Genomic DNA, 18,909 nt, shown 5'->3' with positions numbered 1-18,909 from the left:
GCCATTGGGCAATCCCGAAACTTCAACCGGAAGCGCCAACATCAATTCCTCTGCTACATCACCGTTCAGCCTGCGCGTGATCCCGCGCGACCAGCACAACATCTCCCGCAAGGACATCAGCCCCAACGCCCTGCGCGTCCTGTACCGGCTGCGCGATTCCGGGTTCGGCGCCTACCTGGTGGGTGGTGCCGTGCGCGACCTGCTGGTGAACGGAAGCCCCAAGGATTTCGACGTCGCCACCGACGCCACGCCCGAGCAGGTCAAGCAGTTGTTCCGCAACTGCCGGCTGATCGGCCGCCGCTTCCGCCTGGCGCACGTGGTGTTCGGCCGCGAGATCATCGAAGTGGCCACCTTCCGCGCCAACATCGATGACGGCAGCGGCGACCGCGAGATGGAAAACGGCATGCTGGTGCGCGACAACGTGTACGGCAGCATCGAAGACGACGCCATCCGCCGCGACTTCACCTGCAACGCGCTGTACTACGCCATCGAAGACTTCTCGGTGCGCGATTACACCGGCGGCTTTGAAGACGTGCAGGCACGCCTGATGAAGCTGATCGGCGATCCCGAGCAGCGCTACCAGGAAGACCCGGTGCGCATGCTGCGCGCGGTGCGCCTGGCGGCCAAGCTCGGGTTCCAGATCGAAGACGCCACTGCCGAGCCGCTGCCGCGCCTGGCCAATCTGCTGTCCGAAGCCGCGCCGGCGCGCCTGTTCGAGGAAGTGCTGAAGCTGTTCCTGTCCGGGCACGGCGTGGCCAGCTTCGAAGGGCTGGAACGCTACGGCCTGCTGCAGGTGATGTTCCCGGAGAGCGCGGCCGCGTTGCGCAGCAACCGCAGCGGTGCGCTGCGCCGGATGGTGATCGAAGGCCTGCACAACACCGATCTGCGCGTGGCCAATGACGAGCCGGTGTCGCCGTCGTTCCTGTTCGCGCTGCTGCTGTGGCCGGCGTTCTGCCGCGCGCTGGCCACCCTGCAGAAGCAGGGCGTGGCACTGGAAGAAGCGCAGCGTCGCGCCGCCGACCGCGTGACCCTGCACCAGCTCACCACCATTGCGCTGCCGCGCCGGTTCTCGCTGCCGATGCAGGAGATCTGGCTGCTGCAGGGGCGTTTCAGCTCGCGCCAGCGCAAGCGCGTGTTCCGCACCTTGACCCACCCGCGCTTCCGCGCCGCGTTCGACTTCCTAGTCCTGCGCCAGGTAGCCTCCAGCGAGCACCAGGCCGATGTGGAGTTCTGGCGCGAGGCCCAGCAGCAGTCCGGCCATGAACTGGACTCCACGCTCGACGCGGCCCATGCCGATGCCGATCTGGACGGGGAAGACGGTGCGCCGCGCAAGCGTCGCCGTCGCCGTCGCCGGCCCGTCGGCGGGCCTGCCGCCAGCGAGTAAGCCGTGACCCTGGCCTGTATCGGGTTGGGCGCCAACCTCGGGGACGCCGCGCAGACCCTGCGCGATGCGTTCCAGGCGCTGGCGGCGCTGCCGCACACCACGCTGCGGGCGCGCTCGCAGTTGTATGGCACGCCGGCGTGGGGCAACGTGGACCAGCCGCCCTTCGTCAATGCCGCTGCCGTGCTGGACACCGCGCTGGCCGCCCCGGTCCTGCTGGAGGCGCTGCTGGCGATCGAGCGCGACTTCGGCCGGGTCCGCGAGCCGGGCCTGCACTGGGGGCCGCGCACGCTGGACCTGGATGTGCTGCTGTACGGTGAGGAGGTCATCGACCTGCCGCAGTTGAAGGTGCCGCATCCCCATCTGCACGAACGTGCGTTCGCGTTGCTGCCGCTGGCTGAAATCGCCGGTGAGGCGCTGATTCCAGGACGTGGCCGCGTGCGGAATGCTGCAATGCAGGTGGAGGCCTGCGGGATCGCTCCAATAGGAGGATAATGCGGGGCTTATCGCCACCGGTTATCAGCTCATGAGTACCCACGCAGACAGCAAGCCCTGGACCGTCCCCGCGCTGGCGGAGGCCAAGCGCAACGGGCAGAAGCTGGTGATGTTGACCGCTTACGATGCTGGCTTCGCGCGCAGTTTCGATGCCAACGGGGTCGATCTGATCCTGATCGGCGACTCGCTGGGCATGGTGGTGCAGGGGCACGATTCGACCCTGCCGGTCACCACCGACGACATGGTCTACCACACCCGCGCCGTGGCCCGGGTGGTGCAGCGCGCGCTGGTGATCGCCGACCTGCCGTTCGGCGCGGACGCGAGCCCGGAACGTGCCTTCGAGGCCTCGGTGCGCCTGCTGCAGGCCGGTGCCGAGATGGTCAAGATCGAGGGCGCCGGCTTCAAGCTGGACGTGATCCGTTATCTGGTCGAGCGCGAGATTCCGGTCTGCTCGCACCTGGGGCTGACCCCGCAGTCGGTGCTGCGTCTGGGCGGTTACCGCGTGCAGGGGCGTGGCGATGCTGCCCGCCAGCTGGTCGAGGATGCCAAGGCCGTGGTCGAGGCGGGCGCCACCCTCATGGTGCTGGAGTGCCTGCCCACGCCGGTGGCCGCTGCGGTCACCGCGGCCGTGACGGTGCCGACCATCGGCATTGGCGCCGGCCCGGCGTGCGACGGCCAGGTGCTGGTCCTGCATGATTTCCTCGGCCTGGACAGCGGCCATCGCCGGCCCAAGTTCGTCAAGGATTTCCTGGCCGAGGGCGGTTCCATCGCCGGCGCCGTCCGTGCCTTTGCCGACGCCGTGCGCGACGGCTCCTTCCCCGACGCAGAACACGCCTACGCCTCATGATCGACACCGTCACCGAACTGTCCCGCCTGCGCGCCGTCGTCAACGGCTGGAAGCGTGAGGGCCTGCGCGTCGCGCTGGTGCCCACGATGGGCAACCTGCACGCGGGCCACTACTCGCTGGTGACGCTGGCGCGGCAGTACGCCGACCGCGTGGTTTCCAGCGTCTTCGTCAACCCGACCCAGTTCGGCCCGAACGAGGACTTCACCCGCTACCCGCGCACGCCCGAGGCCGACACATCCGGCCTGGAGCAGGCCGGCTGCGACGTGCTGTGGCTGCCCACGGTCGAATCGATGTATCCGTTCGGCGTGGCGTTGGCCGCCAGCGTCAACGTGCCCGGCATCAGCGGGCTGCTGGAAGGCGCGCACCGCCCGGGCCATTTCGACGGCGTCTGCACCGTGGTCTCGCGGCTGTTCAACCAGGTCCAGCCGGACGTGGCCGCGTTCGGCAAGAAGGACTATCAGCAGCTGGCGGTGATCCGCCAGATGGTGGAGGACCTGGCCTTCCCGATCCAGATCGTCGGTGGCGACATCGTGCGCGAGGCCGACGGCCTGGCCATGAGCTCGCGCAATCAGTACCTCAACGCTGAGCATCGCCAGGTGTCCACCACCATCCACCAGGTGCTGCTGGCCATGCGCGAAGGCTTCATCGGCGGCAAGGCACGCACCCTGATCGAGGCGGAGGCCACCGCCGCGCTGCAGGCCGCCGGCTTCCAGGTCGACTACGCCGTGGTGCGCCTGCCGGACCTGTCCGAACCGGCCGATGCCGACGATGGCACGCGGGTGGCCCTGATCGCCGCCCGCATCGGCACCACCCGGTTGATCGACAACCTGGAGTTCTGAGCCGCCGGGCGGCGGCCCGCCGGCCGCCACCCGCCGCTGCCGTCATCTGCCTGAACCGCCGGCAGCGGGCAGGGCGCACCCCCTGCCGCCTGCCGCCCGGGTGCTAGAATTTCCCTTTCCTTTACCGTTGTCGCGTGCCATGCACCTCTCCCTGCTCAAGACCAAGATCCATCGCGCCACCGTCACTCACTCCGAGCTGAACTACGAAGGTTCCATCGCCATCGATGACAACCTGCTGCAGGCCACCGGCATCCGCGAGTTTGAACAGGTGCATATCTGGGACGTCACCAACGGTGCGCGTTTCTCCACCTATGCGATCCGTGCCGAGGCCGGCAGCGGCGTGGTCTCGCTCAACGGCGGCGCGGCGCGCCACGTGCAGGTGGGCGACATCATCATCATTGCCGCCTTCGCCAGCATGAGCGAAGAAGAAGCTGACAGCTTCAAGCCGAAGTTGGTATATGTGGACGGCAAGAACCAGATCTCCCACACCAACGACACCATTCCGACCCAGGCCGCATGACACAGCACAACGGATTCGACCCGCTTCATTCCCATGCCCAGCGCCTGCGCGGCGCCAGCATCCCGTCGCTGCTTGCTGCCGAACCGGAGCGGGCACGAACGTTGGGGCTGCGGGTGGGTCCGTTGTACGTCAATTTCGCGCGGCAGAAGGTCGACCGCGCGGCGTTGGATGCGTTGCTGGACCTGGCGGCCGGATGCGATGTCGCCGGTGGCCTCCAGCGCCTGTTCCGCGGTGAAACGGTCAACGTGACCGAAGGCCGCGCGGCGCTGCATACCGCGCTGCGCGGCGACCTCAGTGGCGCACCCGTGGCGGGCGAGGCCTTCGCCACCGCCGCGCAGGTGCGGGCGCGGATGGGCGAACTGATCACGGCGCTGGAGCAGACCAACGTCACCGATATCGTCAGCGTCGGCATCGGCGGGTCGGACCTTGGTCCGCGCCTGGTCGCCGATGCGCTGCGTCCGGTGAGTGGCGCACGCTTCCGCGTGCATTTCGTATCGAACGTGGACGGCGCGGCCATGCAGCGCACGCTGGCCACGCTGGACCCGGCCACCACGGCCGGCATCCTGATTTCCAAGACCTTCGGCACCCAGGAAACCCTGCTCAACGGGCAGATCCTGCACGACTGGCTGGGCGGCAGCGATCGTCTGTACGCCGTCAGTGCCAATCCCGAACGCGCCGCCAAGGCGTTCTCGATCGCCGCCGGCCGCGTGCTGCCGATGTGGGACTGGGTGGGGGGGCGCTATTCGCTGTGGTCGGCGGTCGGCTTCCCGATCGCGCTGGCCATCGGCTTCAAGGGCTTCGAGCAGCTGCTCGACGGCGCGGCGCAGATGGACGCGCACGCGCTGAACGCACCGCTGGACCAGAACCTGCCGGTGCTGCATGCGCTGACCGATATCTGGAACCGTAATCTGCTTGGCCATGCCACGCATGCGGTGATGACCTACGACCAGAGGCTTGCGCTGCTGCCGGCCTACCTGCAGCAGCTGGTGATGGAAAGCCTGGGCAAGCGCGTGCAGCGCGACGGCAGCCCGGTCACCACCGACACCGTGCCGGTGTGGTGGGGCGGGGCGGGCACGGACGTGCAGCACAGCTTCTTCCAGGCGCTGCACCAGGGCACCAGTGTCATTCCGGCCGATTTCATCGGCTGCGTGCACAACGATGATCCCTATGTGGTCAACCACCAGGCGCTGATGGCCAACCTGCTGGCGCAGACCGAGGCGCTGGCCAATGGCCAGAGCAGCGACGACCCGCACCGCGATTACCCGGGCGGCCGCCCCAGCACCATGATCCTGCTCGACGCGCTCACCCCGCAGTCGCTGGGCGCCCTGATCGCGATGTACGAACACGCCGTGTACGTGCAGTCGCTGATCTGGAACATCAACGCCTTCGACCAGTTCGGCGTGGAGCTGGGCAAACAGCTGGCCAGCCAGCTGCTGCCGGCGCTGCAGGGCGACGCGGCCGCCATCACCGACCCGGTGACGCTGGAGCTGCTGGCCCGCCTGAAGGCCTGACCGCATCCCAACCCGTAGCGCCGACCAACGGTCGGCGCTATCTGCTGGGGTCGCGCTCGGGGCTCGGCCGCTTGGCCAGCTTGCGCTGCAGCGAACGGCGGTGCATGCCGAGCAGGCGCGCGGCGGCGGAGACGTTGCCGCCGGTTTCGTGCATGGCCTGCTGGATGTGCTCCCACTGCAGGCGACTGATCGGGGTCATCGCATCCGGTGGCTCAAGATCGCCGTCGTCGGCCGGGCCGTCGTCTTCCTCGCCCAGCGCACGCAGAATCATCGGCACTGTGGCCGGCTTGGGCAGGTAGTCGTCGGCGCCCAGCTTGATCGCCTCCACGGCGGTGGCGATGCTGGCGTAACCGGTGACCAGCAGAATGCGCATGTCCTCGCGCAACGCGCGCAGCGGCTGGATCAGCGCCAGACCGGATTCGGCGCCCAGCTTGAGATCGATCAGGGCAAAGGCCGGCGGCTGCTGACGGGCCAGCAACAGCGCCGAGGCGATGTCGCTGGCGGTGACGGTGTCCAAGCCCTTTCGCGCCAGGCTGCGCTGCAGAGTGCGCAGGTACAGTTCGTCGTCGTCGACGAGCAGGCCGTGGAGGGCCGGCGCGGTGCCGGGTACCGGAGTGTAGGGGGTCATGCGGAAGTCTCCCGGGGGGACAAGGGCAGGCGGAAGCCGACGCGGGTGCCGGCACCGTGGGCCGGACGCATCCACAGTTCGCCTTCCAGCCGCTCGATGGTGGCATGCGACAGGGCCAGGCCAACGCCCATGCCCTCGGTCTTGCCGCTGTTGAAGAGCGTGCCGGGCAGCACCGCCTGGCGCGCATCGAAACCGTGGCCGTAATCGCGGACTTCGCCGATCAGGTCCTCGCCCTGGATGCGCAGGGTGAGATCGACCTGCGGGCGCTCGGCTTTCTCACCGGCATCGGCGGCATTGTTGAGCAGCACCATCAGCAGGTGGCCGATGCCGGGATCCAGTGGCAGGTCCAGCGGGGCATCGTCATTGCGCTTGAGGGTGATGGTCGGGCGCACCAGCCGCCACTGTTCGAGTACCTGCGGCAGGGTCACCCGGTCGCGGCCGGAGCTTTCGCCCGCCGCCGGGCGGGCCAGCGCCAGCACGCGTTCGCGGCATTGCACCAGCAGCTCGCGCAGGGTCTCCACGTCGTCGCGGACCTCGCTGCTGTCGGTCTGGTCGGCGATGTCGTCGGCGAGCAGGGTCATTGTGGCCAGCGGCGTGTTGAGCTCATGCGCCACCGAGGCGGCATGCGTGGCCAGCGCGACGATGCCTTCGTTGCGCACGAAGCGCTCGCGCAGCAGCGCCAGTTCGTGCTCGCGATGGCGCAGGGCGATGGCCAGCCGGGTGGCGAACACCAGCACCACCGTGGCCGACAGCAGGAAGTTGCAGACCACGCCCCACTGGTGCATCTGCATCGCGGTGAAGTAGCCGGCCGGCAGCGGAACGCCGAACAGGCCGCTGACGGCATAGCCGATCAGACAGGCGGCGGCCACCGCCAGGGTCCAGCGCAGCGGCAGGGCGAGCGCGGCCAGGGCGATCAGAATCAGGAACAGCGAACCGAACGGATTGGCGATGCCGCCGCTCCAGCCGACCATCCAGGTCAGGACGGTGACGTCGACCAGGATGTGGCAGAACGCGGTCAGCGGCGCGGTGTCGGCGTCATGCACCCGCCATTGGGCGTAGAGATTGAACAGGGCCAGCGCCGCCACGCCGGCCCAGAGGGGGCGCTGCGACAGCTCCAGGCCCAGCACCCAGGTGGCGACAAGGATGGTGGCCGCCTGGCCGGCCACGGCCAGCCAGCGCAGACTGCACAGCGTTCGGAGGAAGGGGGCGTCGGGACCGGTCATTGCCCGCCCATCGTATGCGTTCAGCGGGCCGGCTGCCTGCGACAATCGGCCGCATCGGACGGACGGCACCGAAAATGAGTGCCGTCCAACGGCCGGCACCTACGCGCGCGCCGGGCGCGCTAAAATGCCCGGATGCACGATGCCGTTACCCGACCGACCCAACCCGCCGACACCACCGTGTGGGCCCGCCGCCAGACCCAGCCCGTCCGCATTGGTGGCGTGGTGGTCGGTGGTGGCCATCCCGTGGTGGTCCAGTCGATGACCAACACCGACACCGCCGATGTTGCCGCCAGCGTCAAGCAGGTGGCCGAGCTGTGGCGGGCCGGATCGGAAATGGTGCGGCTGACGGTCAACAACCCCGAATCGGCAGCGGCGATCCCGCGTATCGTCGAGAAGCTGCGGATGATGGGGATCGACGTCCCCCTGATCGGCGACTTCCACTACAACGGCCATCAGCTGTTGACCCAGGAACCGGCCTGCGCCGAGGCCCTGGCCAAATACCGCATCAACCCGGGCAACGTCGGCTTCGGCAAGAAGAAGGACACCCAGTTCGCCCAGTTGATCGAGTTCGCGATCCGCTACGACAAGCCGGTGCGCATCGGCGCCAACTGGGGCTCGCTGGACCAGTCGCTGGCCGCACGCCTGATGGACGAGAACAGCCAGCGCGCACAACCGTGGGATGCCGGCCGGGTGCTGCGCGAGGCGCTGATCCGTTCGGCGCTGGATTCGGCCCATACGGCCGTGGAACTGGGCCTGCCGCGTGATCGCATCGTGCTTTCGGCCAAGGTCAGCGGCGTGCAGGAACTGATCGCGGTCTATCGCGACCTGGCCCAGCGCTCGGACTTTGCCCTGCACCTGGGGCTGACCGAGGCCGGCATCGGCAGCAAGGGCATCGTCGCCTCCTCGGCGGCGCTGGCGGTGCTGCTGCAGGAAGGCATCGGCGACACCATCCGCATTTCGCTCACCCCCGAACCGGGGCAGTCGCGCACCGCCGAGGTGATCGTGGCCCAGGAGCTGCTGCAGACCACCGGCCAGCGCGCGTTCACGCCGCTGGTCACAGCCTGCCCGGGCTGCGGACGCACCACCTCCGAGTTCTTCCAGGAGCTGGCCAAGGTGGTGCAGAACCACGTGCGCGGCAAGATGCCGGAATGGAAAGTGAGCCACCCGGGCGCGGAGAACATGACCCTGGCGGTGATGGGCTGCATCGTCAACGGGCCGGGTGAATCGCGCCATGCCAACATCGGCATCTCGCTGCCGGGCACCGGTGAGACCCCGGCCGCGCCGGTGTTCGTCGACGGCGAAAAGACGGTGACCCTGCGCGGCGACAACATCGCCCAGGACTTCGTGGCGTTGATCGACGACTACGTCGAACGGACCTATGTCCGACGTGTCGGATAAGCCCACGGTGCTGGCCGCACCGGAGCCGGCCGCCGGGTTCCGCCACTGGATGGGCCACAATGCGTGGCGCTTTGTCCTGCTGTTCGTGGGCGTCCTGCTGCCGCTGGCCGGGTTTGTCGCATTGGCCGACGAAGTGCACGAACTGGAATCGATCCATTTCGACGCGCCGCTGCTGTGGAAGATGCATGGCCTGCATTCGCCCGGCCTGGACCGCTTCTTCGTGCTGCTGTCCAAGCTGGGCTACGAGTGGTTCCTGATCCCGGCCGACGTGCTCATCGTGGCCGCGCTGCTGTGGCGACGACGCTGGCGGGAAGCCAGTTTCGTGGCGATCTGTTTCGTGGGCTCGGCGTTGTTGAACCTGGGCAGCAAGCAGTTCTTCCAGCGTGACCGCCCCAGCCTGTGGGAATCGATCGCCCCGGAGAGCACATTCAGCTTCCCGAGTGGCCACGCGATGGGCTCGATGACGCTGGCGGTCACCCTGATGCTGCTGGCCTGGGACACCCGCTGGCGCTGGCCGGTGCTGATCCTGGCCGGTACGTTCGCCCTGCTGGTGAGCGTGTCGCGGGTGTATCTGGGCGTGCATTACCCGTCCGACATCCTGGCCGGGTGGTGTGCCGCCGTGGTTTGGGTGGTAGGGTGTTTCCTGGTGATGTTCCGGCGCCGCCACCCGTGGCGGCATCGCAACTGACCCGGACACGGCACGAATCGCACCGGGGAGAGGTGCGGTGACGCGGGGAGCGTCGTTGCCGATAGGCTGAGTAAACCAGGGTTGCCTTCATTGAAAGGCAAGGGGAAGGGGCTTCCAGAAGCGGATGTGATGTCAACACCAGAATGGACGATGCAATGCGTGTTCATTCTTGTGATCGTCGTGTCCCGCCGTTAGGCTGGCCCCCGTTAGCAGCGTTTGAAGAGGTACGTGCATGACGATTCGAGTGTATCTGGTGGACGATCATGCGCTGGTGCGTACCGGCATGAAGATGATCCTCTCCAACGAGACCGACATGGACGTGGTCGGCGAGGCCGAGTCCGGCGAGGACGCGCTGCCGGAAATCCGTCAATTGCGTCCGGACGTGGTGCTGTGTGATCTGCACCTGCCTGGCGTCAGCGGCATGGAAGTCACCGAGCGCGTGGTCCGTGGCGATCACGGAACGCGGGTGGTGATCGTGTCGGTGCTGGAAGACGGCCCCATGCCCAAGCGGCTGCTTGAAGCCGGCGCGTCCGGGTACATCGGCAAGGCCTGCGATGCGCAGGAACTGCTGCGTGCCGTACGCGACGCCGCGCTGGGCCGCCGTTACCTGGGCAGCAGCATCGCCCAGAACCTGGCGCTCTCGAACGTGGAAGGCAGCCACTCGCCGTTCGATGCGCTGTCGCCGCGCGAACTGGAAGTGGCCCTGCTGCTGACCCAGGGCCTGCGCCAGGAGGACATTGCCAAGCGTCTGAGCCTCAGTGCCAAGACCGTCAATACGCACAAGGCGCGCCTGTTCGAAAAGATGGGCATCAGCGACAACATCGCCCTGGCACGCATGGCCAGCCAGTACGGCCTGGTGGACCCGGCGCGACCGATGTAATCCGCGCCGGTGTCGTCGGCGGCAGCGGGGCGATGCCCGGCCGCCGTTGCCTCACCTGGCGCGGACGCGCGCCACGATCTTCGCCGCCTGGGCCGCGCTCTCGCGCACTTTGTCCCAGTCGCCGTTGTCGATCCAGTTGCCCGGCACCATCCACGAGCCGCCGATGCAGACCACGTTCTTCTGCTCCAGATACTCTGCGGCGGTGGTTTCGGTGATGCCGCCGGTCGGGCAGAGCTTCAGGTCCGGAATCGGACCGGCCAGGCCCTTGATCATCGCCAGGCCGCCCACCGCCGAGGCCGGGAACAGCTTGCAGACGCGGAAGCCGCGTGCATACAGCGCCAGCATTTCGGTCGGCGAGGCCGCTCCCGGCACCACCGGCAACGGTGCCGCGGCAAGCGCATCGGCCATAGGCGCCGGCGTTCCCGGCGTCACCAGGAAATCCGCGCCGGCATCGATCGACTGCTGCATCTGCTCCACGGTCAACACCGTGCCCGCGCCCACCACCACGTCCGGCAGCTCGCGTTTGAGCATCGCCAGTGCCTCCATCGCAATCGGCGTGCGCAGCGTCAGCTCGATCGCCGGCAGGCCGCCTTCCAGCAGCGCCGCACTGACCGCGCGTGCCTGGTCCAGGGTGTGCAAGGTGACGACGGGCAGGATGCCGGCGGCGTGGAGGAGGGATTCAGCGCGTTTCTGGTGTTCGGCAATGCTCATGAAAATGTCTTCCTGTTGATCGGGTCGACCAGGTGTTGGCCGGAGACCCCAAAGGCCGGCCAGAGGCCGGCGCTACCGAATTGGCCGACGCCAACAAAGCGCCGCACTGTGTCGTGAGGCGGTTGGTGAATCGCGTAACGGTCGCGAATCAGCCAGTGAGGCGCCGCCATCTGTCGAGAGGTGGCGGGTTCACGGCGTGTCCCGGAAACCCCACCGCCGCGCTCAGCGATAAACCGTCAGGCGTCCTTGGCCTCATGCGGCGCAAGCGCTGCCTCGGCGTCGTGCCCCAGCTCGTACTCCGCGTCGTAGTTCCAGATGTCGCCGTCGGCGGCAGCCGGCCCACACGAGATCGAAATCGCGCCCTGGTCGGCCGGTCCCACCAGGCGGCGGTTCATCGCGAACAGATTGCGGCCCAGATCGTGCGCTGCCGGTGCCGTGTTCGGCGCCAGCGTGCGCGCCGCCCATTCGGCCGGATCAACCAGTACGTCCAGCGTGCCTGCCTCGCCATCCATCCGGATGATGTCGCCTTCGCGCACGCGCGCCAGCGGACCGCCGCGCGATGCCTCCGGCGTCATGTGGATCGCCGCCGGGAATTTGCCCGACGCGCCGGACAGACGGCCGTCGGTCACCAGCGCCACGCGCCGGCCCTGGTTCTGCAGCAGGCCCAGCAAGGGCGCCAGCGAGTGCAGCTCCGGCATGCCGTTCGCGCGCGGACCCTGGTAGCGCACCACCGCCACGAAATCATGCGGCAGCATCCCGGCCGCGTGCAGCTTGTTCAGCACCTGCGGCGCATCCACCACCACCGCCGGCGCCTCGATCGTGCGGTACTGCGGCTTCACCGCCGACAGCTTGATCAGCGAACGCCCCAGATTGCCGCGCAGCAGGCGCAGGCCACCCTGTGCCTCGAACGGGTCGGCCACCCCGCGCACCACCTCGGTGTCGGCGCTCTCGGTGATGCCATCGATCCAGGTCAGCGCGCCGTCGCGCAGGGCCGGCTCCTGCCCGTACTGGCGCATCCCGCCGACCGCCACCGTGTCCAGGTCCGCATGCATCAGCCCCGCATCCATCAGCTCGCGGAACACGAACGCCGTGCCGCCGGCCGCCGCGAAGCGGTTCACGTCCGCTTCGCCGTTCGGATAGACCCGCGCCAGCAACGGAATCAGCTGCGACAGCTGGTCCATGTCGTCCCAGGTCAGCACGATCCCGGCGGCACGTGCCACGGCGATCCAGTGGATCGTGTGGTTGGTCGAGCCACCGGTCGCCATCAGCGTCACGATGGCATTGACGATCGCGCGCTCGTCGATCAGGCGGCCCAGCGGACGGAAGTCGTCGCCCAGCGCACTGATCTCCAGCGCACGCGCGCCCGCATGACGGGTCAGTGCATCGCGCAGCGGCGTATCCGGATTGACGAACGACGCACCGGGCAACTGCACGCCCATTGCTTCCAGCAGCGTCTGATTGGAATTGGCCGTGCCGTAGAACGTGCAGGTGCCTGCGCCGTGATAGGACGCCGCTTCCACTTCCAGCAGCTCCTCGCGGGTTGCCTGGCCGGCCGCGTAGCGCTCGCGGACTTCGGCCTTCTGCTTGTTCGGAATGCCCGGCGTCATCGGCCCGGCCGGCAGGAAGATCGCCGGCAGATGGCCGAAGGCCAGCGCGCCAATCAGCAGGCCCGGCACGATCTTGTCGCAGACACCGAGGTACACGGTGGCATCGAACATGTCGTGGCTCAGCCCGATCGCGGTCGACTGTGCGATCACATCACGCGAGAACAGCGACAGTTCCATGCCGCCGCGGCCCTGGGTGACGCCATCGCACATCGCCGGCACACCACCGGCCACCTGTGCAGTGGCGCCGAGCTCGCGGGCGGTGTCGCGCAGGATGTCCGGATAACGTTCGAACGGCTGGTGCGCCGACAGCATGTCGTTGTAGGCGGTGATGATGCCCAGGTTCGGCGTCACCCCGCCGCGCAGGCGACTCTTGTCGGTGGGGCCGCAGGCCGCGAAGCCGTGGGCGAGGTTGCCGCAGCTCAGGCGCGAACGGAACGGACCGTCGCGCAGCGCGGCGTCGATGCCGGCCAGGTAGGCGGCGCGCGAGGCGGCGCTGCGCTGGACGATGCGTTCGGTGATGGCATGGAGTTTGGGATGCAGGCTCATTGGCTACCGGCTATGAGAAGGCGAACGGAATACCACCGGGGCGAGGTCAGTCGCACCAGTGCACGCGCAGCTTGGTGCCGCCGATGTCGATCGCGTTGAGAATGGGATAGAGGTGCGGATTGTTGCTGTCCAGCGCCTGGCGCAGCACGTCCAGCTTCTGCTTGCCGCGCAGCAGCAGCAGACGCTGCCGGCTCTGGCCGAGCCCGTGCGGGGTCAGGGTGATGCGCAGTGGCCACTGGTTGGCGCCCGGGCAGCCGGTGGCATCCAGCGCCGCATAGGGCAGGGTGCTGTCCACGGCGCGGGCCAGGTCGCGGGAACCGGGGAACAGCGAGGCGGTGTGGCCGTCGTTGCCCATCCCCAGCACGCTCAGACACGGCCGCTGGCTGTGCTGCGCCTGCAGGTTGGCGGTGTACACGCATTCGGCCAGCGGCTTGCCGACCCGCACCAGCGGATCGAAATGGGCGCCTTCGGCACGCGTGAGGAAGCTCTCGCGCACCAGCCAGGCATTGCTGTCGCGGTCCTGCGGGGACAGCCAGCGCTCATCGACCAGGCTGACCTCGACGCGATCCCAGTGCACGTCCAGCTCGGCCAGTGCCTGGTAGACCGGCGCTGGCGTGGTCCCGCCGGACAGCAGCATGCGCGCACGGCCGAATGCGGTGATCTCCTGGTTGAGGAGCTGGGCCATCTCTGCGGCCACGGCCTCGATCCAGGCGTCGGCGTCGCCGTGGCGGATCAGGGTGAAACGGTCCTGCGTGTCCAGCGCGGTCATGCGGCAGCTCCCTGCAGATCGCGCTCGGCGTCTGCGGCGTAGGCGGCGGCGCCGAGCAGGCCGGCGTGCGGGTGCATCACCGCCAGCGACGGCACCCGGGCCATGATCGAGGAGAAGCGTCCCTTGTGCTCGAAACGCTGGCGGAAACCGGAGTGCTGCAGTGAGTCCAGCATCTTCGGCACCAGCCCGCCGGTCAGGAACACGCCGTCCCACGCGCCCTGGATCAACACCAGGTCGCCGGCGATGGCGCCGAACACGGCGCAGAACACGTCCACAGTACGCATTGCCTGCGGATCGCCATGCAACGCGCGCGCGGTGACGTCCACCGGTTGCAGCTGACCGGGGTCGATGTCGGCCATCTCGCACACGGCGCGATGGATGTTGACCAGTCCCGGCCCGCAGATCAGGCGCTCGTTGGAGACGCGGCCGAACTGTTCGGAGAGGATTTCCAGGATGCGGATTTCTTCGGGCGTGCCCGGCGGGAAGCTGACATGGCCACCTTCGGTTTCCAGCGGATAGCAGCGGCCGTGGCGCAGGATCAACCCGCCCACGCCGAGCCCGGTGCCCGGGCCGATCACCGCATAGTTGCGCGGCTGGCCGGGCTTGCCCGGCACCCATGCGGCGCCACCGACCTGGACCACGTCCTGCGGCTGCAGCAGCGAGATCGCCATCGCCTGGGCGGCGAAGTCGTTGATCAGGTGCAGTTCGTCGAAGCCGAGCATGTGGGCGGTACGCGCACGCGAGATCACCCAAGGATGATTGGTGATGCGCGCCTCATCGCCATCCACGCGGCCGGCCACGGCGAAAACGCCGCGGCGCGCCTCGGCGCCGATCTGGTCCAGATAGTGGCGCGCCGCATCGCCGAGCGACGGGAAATCGGCGACCACGAACTCGCGGATACTGTCCTGCTGCAGCGGCGCGGCCTGCGCCGTGTCGGCCAGCGCGAAACGGGCATTGGTGCCCCCGATATCGGCGACCAGCACCGGTTGTGACGCCCCGCTCATGCGCGATCCTTGCCGGCATCGGCGTCCACGTCGGCAGGCAGGAAGCCGATTGCCTCCTCCGGGCCCCACTGGCCGGCGGGGTAGGGCTGCAGCGGCAGGGCCGCGGCTTTCCAGGCATCGCTGACACTGTCGATCCAGGCCCAGGCGGCGCGCACTTCATCGTCGCGCACGAACAGCGCGTGGTTGCCGTTGAAGGCATCCAGGAACAGCCGTTCGTAGGCGATGCGGCGGTGCAGGCCCGTGGGTACCGACAGCTCCAGCTCCAGCGGGTGCAGTTCCAGCGCGCCCCATTCCGGGCCGGCCAGGCTGCTCATCAGGCCGAGCTCGATGTTCTCCTGCGGCTGCAGCTGGAAGGTAATGCGGTTGGGCGTGGCATTGCCGCGGTCCGGGCGCTCGAACAGCCAGTGCGTGACCGGCTTGAGCGTGACCACCACGCGGGTGGTGCGCTCGGCCAGGCGCTTGCCGGTGACCAGATGGAACGGCACCCCGGACCAGCGCCAGTTGTCGATGTGCGCGGTGACCCCGGCAAAGGTTTCCACGTCGCTGCCTTCCGGCGGCTGGTAGGCCTGCGCGGGCTGGCCGTTGATGGTGCCGGCGGTGTAGCGGCCGCGGACGCTGTCGCGCGCGGCGTGCGTGGCATCCAGGGGGCGCAGGGAGCGCAGCACTTTGACTTTCTCGTCGCGGATGCGGTCGGCTTCCAGCGACGCCGGCGGCTCCATCGCCACCAGGCAGAGCAGCTGCAGAATGTGGCTCTGGACCATGTCGCGCAGCGCACCGGAGCGGGCGTAATACGCATCGCGGCCGTCCACGCCCTCGCTCTCGGCCACCAGGATGTGCACCGACTCGATGTAATTGCGGTTCCAGACCGCTTCCAGCAGCGTGTTGCCGAAGCGCAGCGCGATCAGGTTCTGCACTGCTGCCTTGCCCAGGTAGTGGTCCAGGCGGAACACGCGGTCTTCGTCGATCCACTGGCCGATGGTGGAGATGATCTCCTCGGCGCTGGCGCTGTCGCTGCCGATCGGCTTCTCGAGCATCAGCCGGTGCGGGGCCGCCAGCGCGCCGCCCAGGGCCAGGCCTTCGCAGGTGGAGATGTACAGGCCCGGCGGGATCGCCAGGTAGCTCACGCAGCGGCGGTTGACCAGATCGCGCACCGAGTCGGCGACGGACTGTGGGTCGCGCAGGTCCACCGAACGGTAGTCGATGCGCTGCAGCAGCGACTGGATGTCCTCCTGGCTGGCCATCGGCATGGCCTGCTGCAGGCGCGGCCGCAGGATTTCGCGGAAGGCCTCGGTGTCGTGCGGCGACAGCGCCAGCGCACGGACCTTGAAGTCTTCGGGGAGCAGGCCGTCGCCGAGCAGTCGCAGCAGCGAGGGGAACAGATAACGCTGGGCCAGATCGCCTGTGGCGCCAAACAGGAAGAGGGTGTCGTGCATCGCTCGAGTTTCAGATCCGGGTGACATCGTTGTCAATCGCTTCTCGTCTATGTTCTCGGGGTACGGGTGGGTACGTTGACCGCATGTTGCGATCGCGGCATCGTCCACCCGACGGGCCTGGCGTGACGGCCTGACGACCCGGCGCGCAGGGGAGGAAACCGCCCCGCTGGCGCCGACGTCGTTGCCGACCATCGGATAGTGCCACGTGAAAACGTTTACATGGCAGAATGCGCAGACTGTATTCGATTGCAGTGGTCGCCGTCATGCGGCACCACGCCATCGACCTGCCATCGGGAGGGCCGAGGGCAGTTCCGCATAACAGCCCGGAGTCCGGGCGGACTGGAATGGTGATATGGCAAAAGTGCAGTTGCAGGGGGTTCGCAAGGTCTACGACAACGGTCAGGTGGCCGTGCAGGGCGCGACCTTCGAGGTGGCCGATGGCGAACTGATGGTGCTGGTCGGGCCGTCCGGCTGCGGCAAGTCGACCTTGCTGCGCATGGTCGCCGGGCTGGAGGAGATCAGCGGCGGTACGCTGACCATCGGCGACCGCGTGGTCAACGATGTGGCGCCGAAGGATCGCGATATCGCAATGGTGTTCCAGAGCTATGCGTTGTATCCGCATATGACCGTGGCCGAGAACCTCGCCTTCGGCCTGAAGCTGCGCGGTCACGACAAGGCCACGATCAGCAGGCGGGTCAACGAGGCGGCGCAGACGCTGGGCCTGACCGAGATGCTCGACAAGCTGCCCAAGGCGATGTCCGGCGGCCAGCGCCAGCGCGTTGCGCTGGGTCGCGCGCTGGTGCGCGAGCCGGCGGTGTTCCTGCTGGACGAGCCGCTCTCCAATCTGGATGCCAAGCTGCGTCACAGTGTGCGTACCGAGATCGCGCAGCTGCATCGCAAGCTGGGCACGACGATGATCTACGTCACCCACGACCAGGTGGAAGCGATGACGCTGGGCCAGCGCATCGTGGTGCTCAAGGACGGCATCATCCAGCAGATCGATACGCCGATGGCGCTCTACGACCGCCCGGCCAACCTGTTTGTGGCCGGCTTCCTGGGCAGCCCGGCGATGAACGTGCTGCGCGGCACCCTGCAGCGCAATGACCGCGGCGTGGTCGTGCAGGAGGCGGCGCTGACCGCACCGCTGGGCCAGGCGTCAGTCGATGCGGGCTGGATCGGGCGGACCATCGCCGTGGGCGTGCGTCCGGAGCATCTGCAGCCGGCCGCGGCCGAGGATGCGACGGGCTTCGAGGCGACCATCGACGGCATCGAGCCGGTGGGCAACGAGATCTTCGTGAACATGACCAGTGGCGGCCAGCCGTTGGTGATGCGCGTGGCGCCGCAGGCCCTGCCGCAGGTCGGCGAGTCGATCCGCGTGGCGATCCAGCCGAAGGGGCTGCACTTCTTCGATGCGGAGACCGGCGAGCGGTTGAACCACGACGCCTGAGGCCTCAGGTGGGCGGACCAAGGGTCCGCACCCACCCCGCCTTGGCCGGTCAGCAGCACGGATGACGGGGACGCCGGCCGAGGGCCGGGTCCATGCACTTACCGCGCCAGGCCGTCCAGCAGGGGCAGCGAGGCCGCTTCCACGCCGCCGATCTCCAGCGGATCGCTGGCGATCTCCAGCGGCAGCACTGCCAGCGCCAGGTCGCCAGCCACGCTGACCACGGTGCCGATCGCCGCGCCATTCTGCTGGACCTGCGCGCCGCTGGTGATGCCGGCGCCCCCCCGCAGCAGCTGCAGCGCCCGCTTGGCCTTGCCGAGGAAATGCGTGCGCGCCACGATTTCCTGGCCGGGATAGCAGCCCTTCTTGACGCTGTAGCCGTTCAGTCGATCCAGGCCCAGCTGCTGCGGCGTCCACTGTTCGCGTTGATCGACGTCCAAGCGCGGCACGCCGTAGCGCAGATCGGCCTGGCGCCAGGCGAGCGCGAATGCCGGGTCATCGGCCAGCACCGTGTCGTCCAGGGCGGCGATGCGCATTGTCCGGGGCAGGGCATCGCTGCCCACATCCAGTTCGAGCGTCTCGCCGAGCACCGCGATGGCAGCGCCGGAGGCGGCTTCCGGCGCAGTGAAGCTGCCGGCCACGCCCAGATCGGTACGCACCGTCAGTTTCACCTTGCGGCGGAACACGAAGCGCTGCAACTGCGACGCAATCGCATCGGCATCGCCGTCGGCGAGCACCAGCACCACCTGCGTCTGGTCCAGGCGGATCAGCTGAAACACAGCAATGGTGCGGCCTTTGGCGCTCAGCCAGGCGCTCCACTGCCAATGCCGCAGGGGCAGGGCAGTGACGTCGCTGGCGAACTGGGCATGCGCGAATGCGGCCGCATCGGGGCCTTCCAGGCTGAGCAGCTGGTGACCGGAGAGGGCCGGATATCCGACGAAAGCAGGGGGCAGGTTGTCAGGCACGTGAACGGGGTCTAACATTT

The 18,909-nt window shown here is 68.2% G+C and carries 18 protein-coding genes; 10 read left to right on the top strand and 8 right to left on the bottom strand.

Annotation, left to right across the window (positions count from 1 at the left end; all coding sequences use genetic code 11):
- Positions 1–4 precede the first annotated feature (4 nt).
- The 6 genes from pcnB (at position 5) to pgi (ending at position 5,593) form a co-directional block, all read left to right on the top strand.
- Positions 5–1,384 (top strand): polynucleotide adenylyltransferase PcnB, encoded by a 1,380-nt coding sequence (gene pcnB, locus GDJ08_RS03175; protein ID WP_136005958.1) that lies wholly within the window; start codon positions 5–7, stop codon positions 1,382–1,384.
- Between the two features lie 3 nt (positions 1,385–1,387).
- Positions 1,388–1,876 carry a 2-amino-4-hydroxy-6-hydroxymethyldihydropteridine diphosphokinase gene (gene folK / locus GDJ08_RS03170; RefSeq protein WP_017355947.1) on the top strand — a complete coding sequence of 163 codons (489 nt, stop codon included), beginning with the start codon at positions 1,388–1,390 and terminating at the stop codon, positions 1,874–1,876.
- A 31-nt stretch (positions 1,877–1,907) separates the two neighbouring features.
- The gene (panB, locus tag GDJ08_RS03165) at positions 1,908–2,723 is read left to right on the top strand and encodes a 3-methyl-2-oxobutanoate hydroxymethyltransferase (protein WP_017355948.1); all 816 of its coding nucleotides are present in this window, start codon (positions 1,908–1,910) and stop codon (positions 2,721–2,723) included.
- On the top strand, positions 2,720–3,562 hold the full coding sequence (panC, locus tag GDJ08_RS03160) for a pantoate--beta-alanine ligase (RefSeq protein ID WP_017355949.1): 843 nt from the start codon (positions 2,720–2,722) through the stop codon (positions 3,560–3,562). Before panB ends, panC begins: the two co-directional genes overlap by 4 nt.
- 139 nt (positions 3,563–3,701) lie before the next feature.
- Positions 3,702–4,082, top strand: coding sequence for an aspartate 1-decarboxylase (gene panD, locus GDJ08_RS03155; RefSeq protein WP_017355950.1), 381 nt, complete (start codon positions 3,702–3,704; stop codon positions 4,080–4,082).
- Entirely contained in the window at positions 4,079–5,593 is a 1,515-nt protein-coding gene (pgi, locus tag GDJ08_RS03150) for a glucose-6-phosphate isomerase (protein ID WP_136005846.1), read from the top strand. Before panD ends, pgi begins: the two co-directional genes overlap by 4 nt.
- 37 nt (positions 5,594–5,630) lie before the next feature.
- Here pgi and GDJ08_RS03145 read toward each other — a convergent pair whose 3' ends face one another.
- Together GDJ08_RS03145 and GDJ08_RS03140 are read right to left on the bottom strand one after the other, a co-directional pair.
- On the bottom strand, positions 5,631–6,221 hold the full coding sequence (locus tag GDJ08_RS03145) for a response regulator transcription factor (protein WP_017355952.1): 591 nt from the start codon (positions 6,219–6,221) through the stop codon (positions 5,631–5,633).
- Positions 6,218–7,444, bottom strand: a complete 1,227-nt coding sequence (locus GDJ08_RS03140) for an ATP-binding protein (protein ID WP_017355953.1) — start codon at positions 7,442–7,444, stop codon at positions 6,218–6,220. Before GDJ08_RS03140 ends, GDJ08_RS03145 begins: the two co-directional genes overlap by 4 nt.
- A 132-nt stretch (positions 7,445–7,576) precedes the next feature.
- Here GDJ08_RS03140 and ispG point away from each other — a divergent pair, with 132 nt between their 5' ends.
- The 3 genes from ispG to GDJ08_RS03125 all read left to right on the top strand — a co-directional run bounded on the left by ispG (position 7,577) and on the right by GDJ08_RS03125 (position 10,410).
- On the top strand, positions 7,577–8,842 hold the full coding sequence (gene ispG / locus GDJ08_RS03135; RefSeq protein ID WP_017355954.1) for a flavodoxin-dependent (E)-4-hydroxy-3-methylbut-2-enyl-diphosphate synthase: 1,266 nt from the start codon (positions 7,577–7,579) through the stop codon (positions 8,840–8,842).
- Complete coding sequence (locus GDJ08_RS03130) at positions 8,823–9,530, top strand: phosphatase PAP2 family protein (protein WP_017355955.1); 708 nt, start codon at positions 8,823–8,825, stop codon at positions 9,528–9,530. Before ispG ends, GDJ08_RS03130 begins: the two co-directional genes overlap by 20 nt.
- A 232-nt stretch (positions 9,531–9,762) precedes the next feature.
- Complete coding sequence (locus tag GDJ08_RS03125) at positions 9,763–10,410, top strand: response regulator (RefSeq protein ID WP_136005850.1); 648 nt, start codon at positions 9,763–9,765, stop codon at positions 10,408–10,410.
- A gap of 51 nt (positions 10,411–10,461) precedes the next feature.
- On the opposite strand, the gene GDJ08_RS03120 is transcribed toward GDJ08_RS03125, so the two are convergent.
- From GDJ08_RS03120 to zwf, 5 genes are all read right to left on the bottom strand, one after another.
- A complete protein-coding gene (locus GDJ08_RS03120; protein WP_153164269.1) occupies positions 10,462–11,121 on the bottom strand; it encodes a bifunctional 4-hydroxy-2-oxoglutarate aldolase/2-dehydro-3-deoxy-phosphogluconate aldolase in 660 nt (219 codons plus the stop codon).
- A 236-nt stretch (positions 11,122–11,357) separates the two neighbouring features.
- Entirely contained in the window at positions 11,358–13,274 is a 1,917-nt protein-coding gene (gene edd, locus GDJ08_RS03115) for a phosphogluconate dehydratase (protein ID WP_017355958.1), read from the bottom strand.
- A 46-nt stretch (positions 13,275–13,320) separates the two neighbouring features.
- Positions 13,321–14,043, bottom strand: a complete 723-nt coding sequence (gene pgl / locus GDJ08_RS03110; protein WP_017355959.1) for a 6-phosphogluconolactonase — start codon at positions 14,041–14,043, stop codon at positions 13,321–13,323.
- The gene (glk, locus tag GDJ08_RS03105) at positions 14,040–15,047 is read right to left on the bottom strand and encodes a glucokinase (protein ID WP_017355960.1); all 1,008 of its coding nucleotides are present in this window, start codon (positions 15,045–15,047) and stop codon (positions 14,040–14,042) included. The genes pgl and glk overlap by 4 nt, the downstream gene beginning before the upstream one ends.
- Positions 15,044–16,480, bottom strand: coding sequence for a glucose-6-phosphate dehydrogenase (gene zwf, locus GDJ08_RS03100; RefSeq protein WP_017355961.1), 1,437 nt, complete (start codon positions 16,478–16,480; stop codon positions 15,044–15,046). The genes glk and zwf overlap by 4 nt, the downstream gene beginning before the upstream one ends.
- A gap of 352 nt (positions 16,481–16,832) precedes the next feature.
- Between zwf and GDJ08_RS03095 the strand changes: the two genes are divergently transcribed.
- Positions 16,833–17,927 (top strand): ABC transporter ATP-binding protein, encoded by a 1,095-nt coding sequence (locus GDJ08_RS03095; protein WP_136005857.1) that lies wholly within the window; start codon positions 16,833–16,835, stop codon positions 17,925–17,927.
- A gap of 98 nt (positions 17,928–18,025) precedes the next feature.
- Here the strand turns inward: GDJ08_RS03095 and ygfZ are convergent, their stop codons facing one another.
- Complete coding sequence (gene ygfZ, locus GDJ08_RS03090) at positions 18,026–18,889, bottom strand: CAF17-like 4Fe-4S cluster assembly/insertion protein YgfZ (protein WP_153164612.1); 864 nt, start codon at positions 18,887–18,889, stop codon at positions 18,026–18,028.
- Between the last annotated feature and the right edge of the window lie 20 nt (positions 18,890–18,909).

The sequence above is a fragment of the Stenotrophomonas nematodicola genome, from assembly GCF_009467805.1.
GTDB lineage: Bacteria > Pseudomonadota > Gammaproteobacteria > Xanthomonadales > Xanthomonadaceae > Stenotrophomonas > Stenotrophomonas nematodicola.
This window is presented reverse-complemented; position numbering and strand designations above follow the sequence as displayed.

Excerpts from the sequence above, each read along its gene's own strand:
- panB (WP_017355948.1), top strand. The coding sequence starts at position 1,908 with ATGAGTACCCACGCAGACAGCAAGCCCTGGACCGTCCCCGCGCTGGCG.
- panC (WP_017355949.1), top strand. The coding sequence starts at position 2,720 with ATGATCGACACCGTCACCGAACTGTCCCGCCTGCGCGCCGTCGTCAAC.
- panD (WP_017355950.1), top strand. The coding sequence starts at position 3,702 with ATGCACCTCTCCCTGCTCAAGACCAAGATCCATCGCGCCACCGTCACT.
- pgi (WP_136005846.1), top strand. The coding sequence starts at position 4,079 with ATGACACAGCACAACGGATTCGACCCGCTTCATTCCCATGCCCAGCGC.
- GDJ08_RS03145 (WP_017355952.1), bottom strand. The coding sequence starts at position 6,221 with ATGACCCCCTACACTCCGGTACCCGGCACCGCGCCGGCCCTCCACGGC.
- GDJ08_RS03140 (WP_017355953.1), bottom strand. The coding sequence starts at position 7,444 with ATGACCGGTCCCGACGCCCCCTTCCTCCGAACGCTGTGCAGTCTGCGC.
- ispG (WP_017355954.1), top strand. The coding sequence starts at position 7,577 with ATGCACGATGCCGTTACCCGACCGACCCAACCCGCCGACACCACCGTG.
- GDJ08_RS03130 (WP_017355955.1), top strand. The coding sequence starts at position 8,823 with ATGTCCGACGTGTCGGATAAGCCCACGGTGCTGGCCGCACCGGAGCCG.
- GDJ08_RS03125 (WP_136005850.1), top strand. The coding sequence starts at position 9,763 with ATGACGATTCGAGTGTATCTGGTGGACGATCATGCGCTGGTGCGTACC.
- GDJ08_RS03120 (WP_153164269.1), bottom strand. The coding sequence starts at position 11,121 with ATGAGCATTGCCGAACACCAGAAACGCGCTGAATCCCTCCTCCACGCC.
- edd (WP_017355958.1), bottom strand. The coding sequence starts at position 13,274 with ATGAGCCTGCATCCCAAACTCCATGCCATCACCGAACGCATCGTCCAG.
- pgl (WP_017355959.1), bottom strand. The coding sequence starts at position 14,043 with ATGACCGCGCTGGACACGCAGGACCGTTTCACCCTGATCCGCCACGGC.
- glk (WP_017355960.1), bottom strand. The coding sequence starts at position 15,047 with ATGAGCGGGGCGTCACAACCGGTGCTGGTCGCCGATATCGGGGGCACC.
- zwf (WP_017355961.1), bottom strand. The coding sequence starts at position 16,480 with ATGCACGACACCCTCTTCCTGTTTGGCGCCACAGGCGATCTGGCCCAG.
- GDJ08_RS03095 (WP_136005857.1), top strand. The coding sequence starts at position 16,833 with ATGGCAAAAGTGCAGTTGCAGGGGGTTCGCAAGGTCTACGACAACGGT.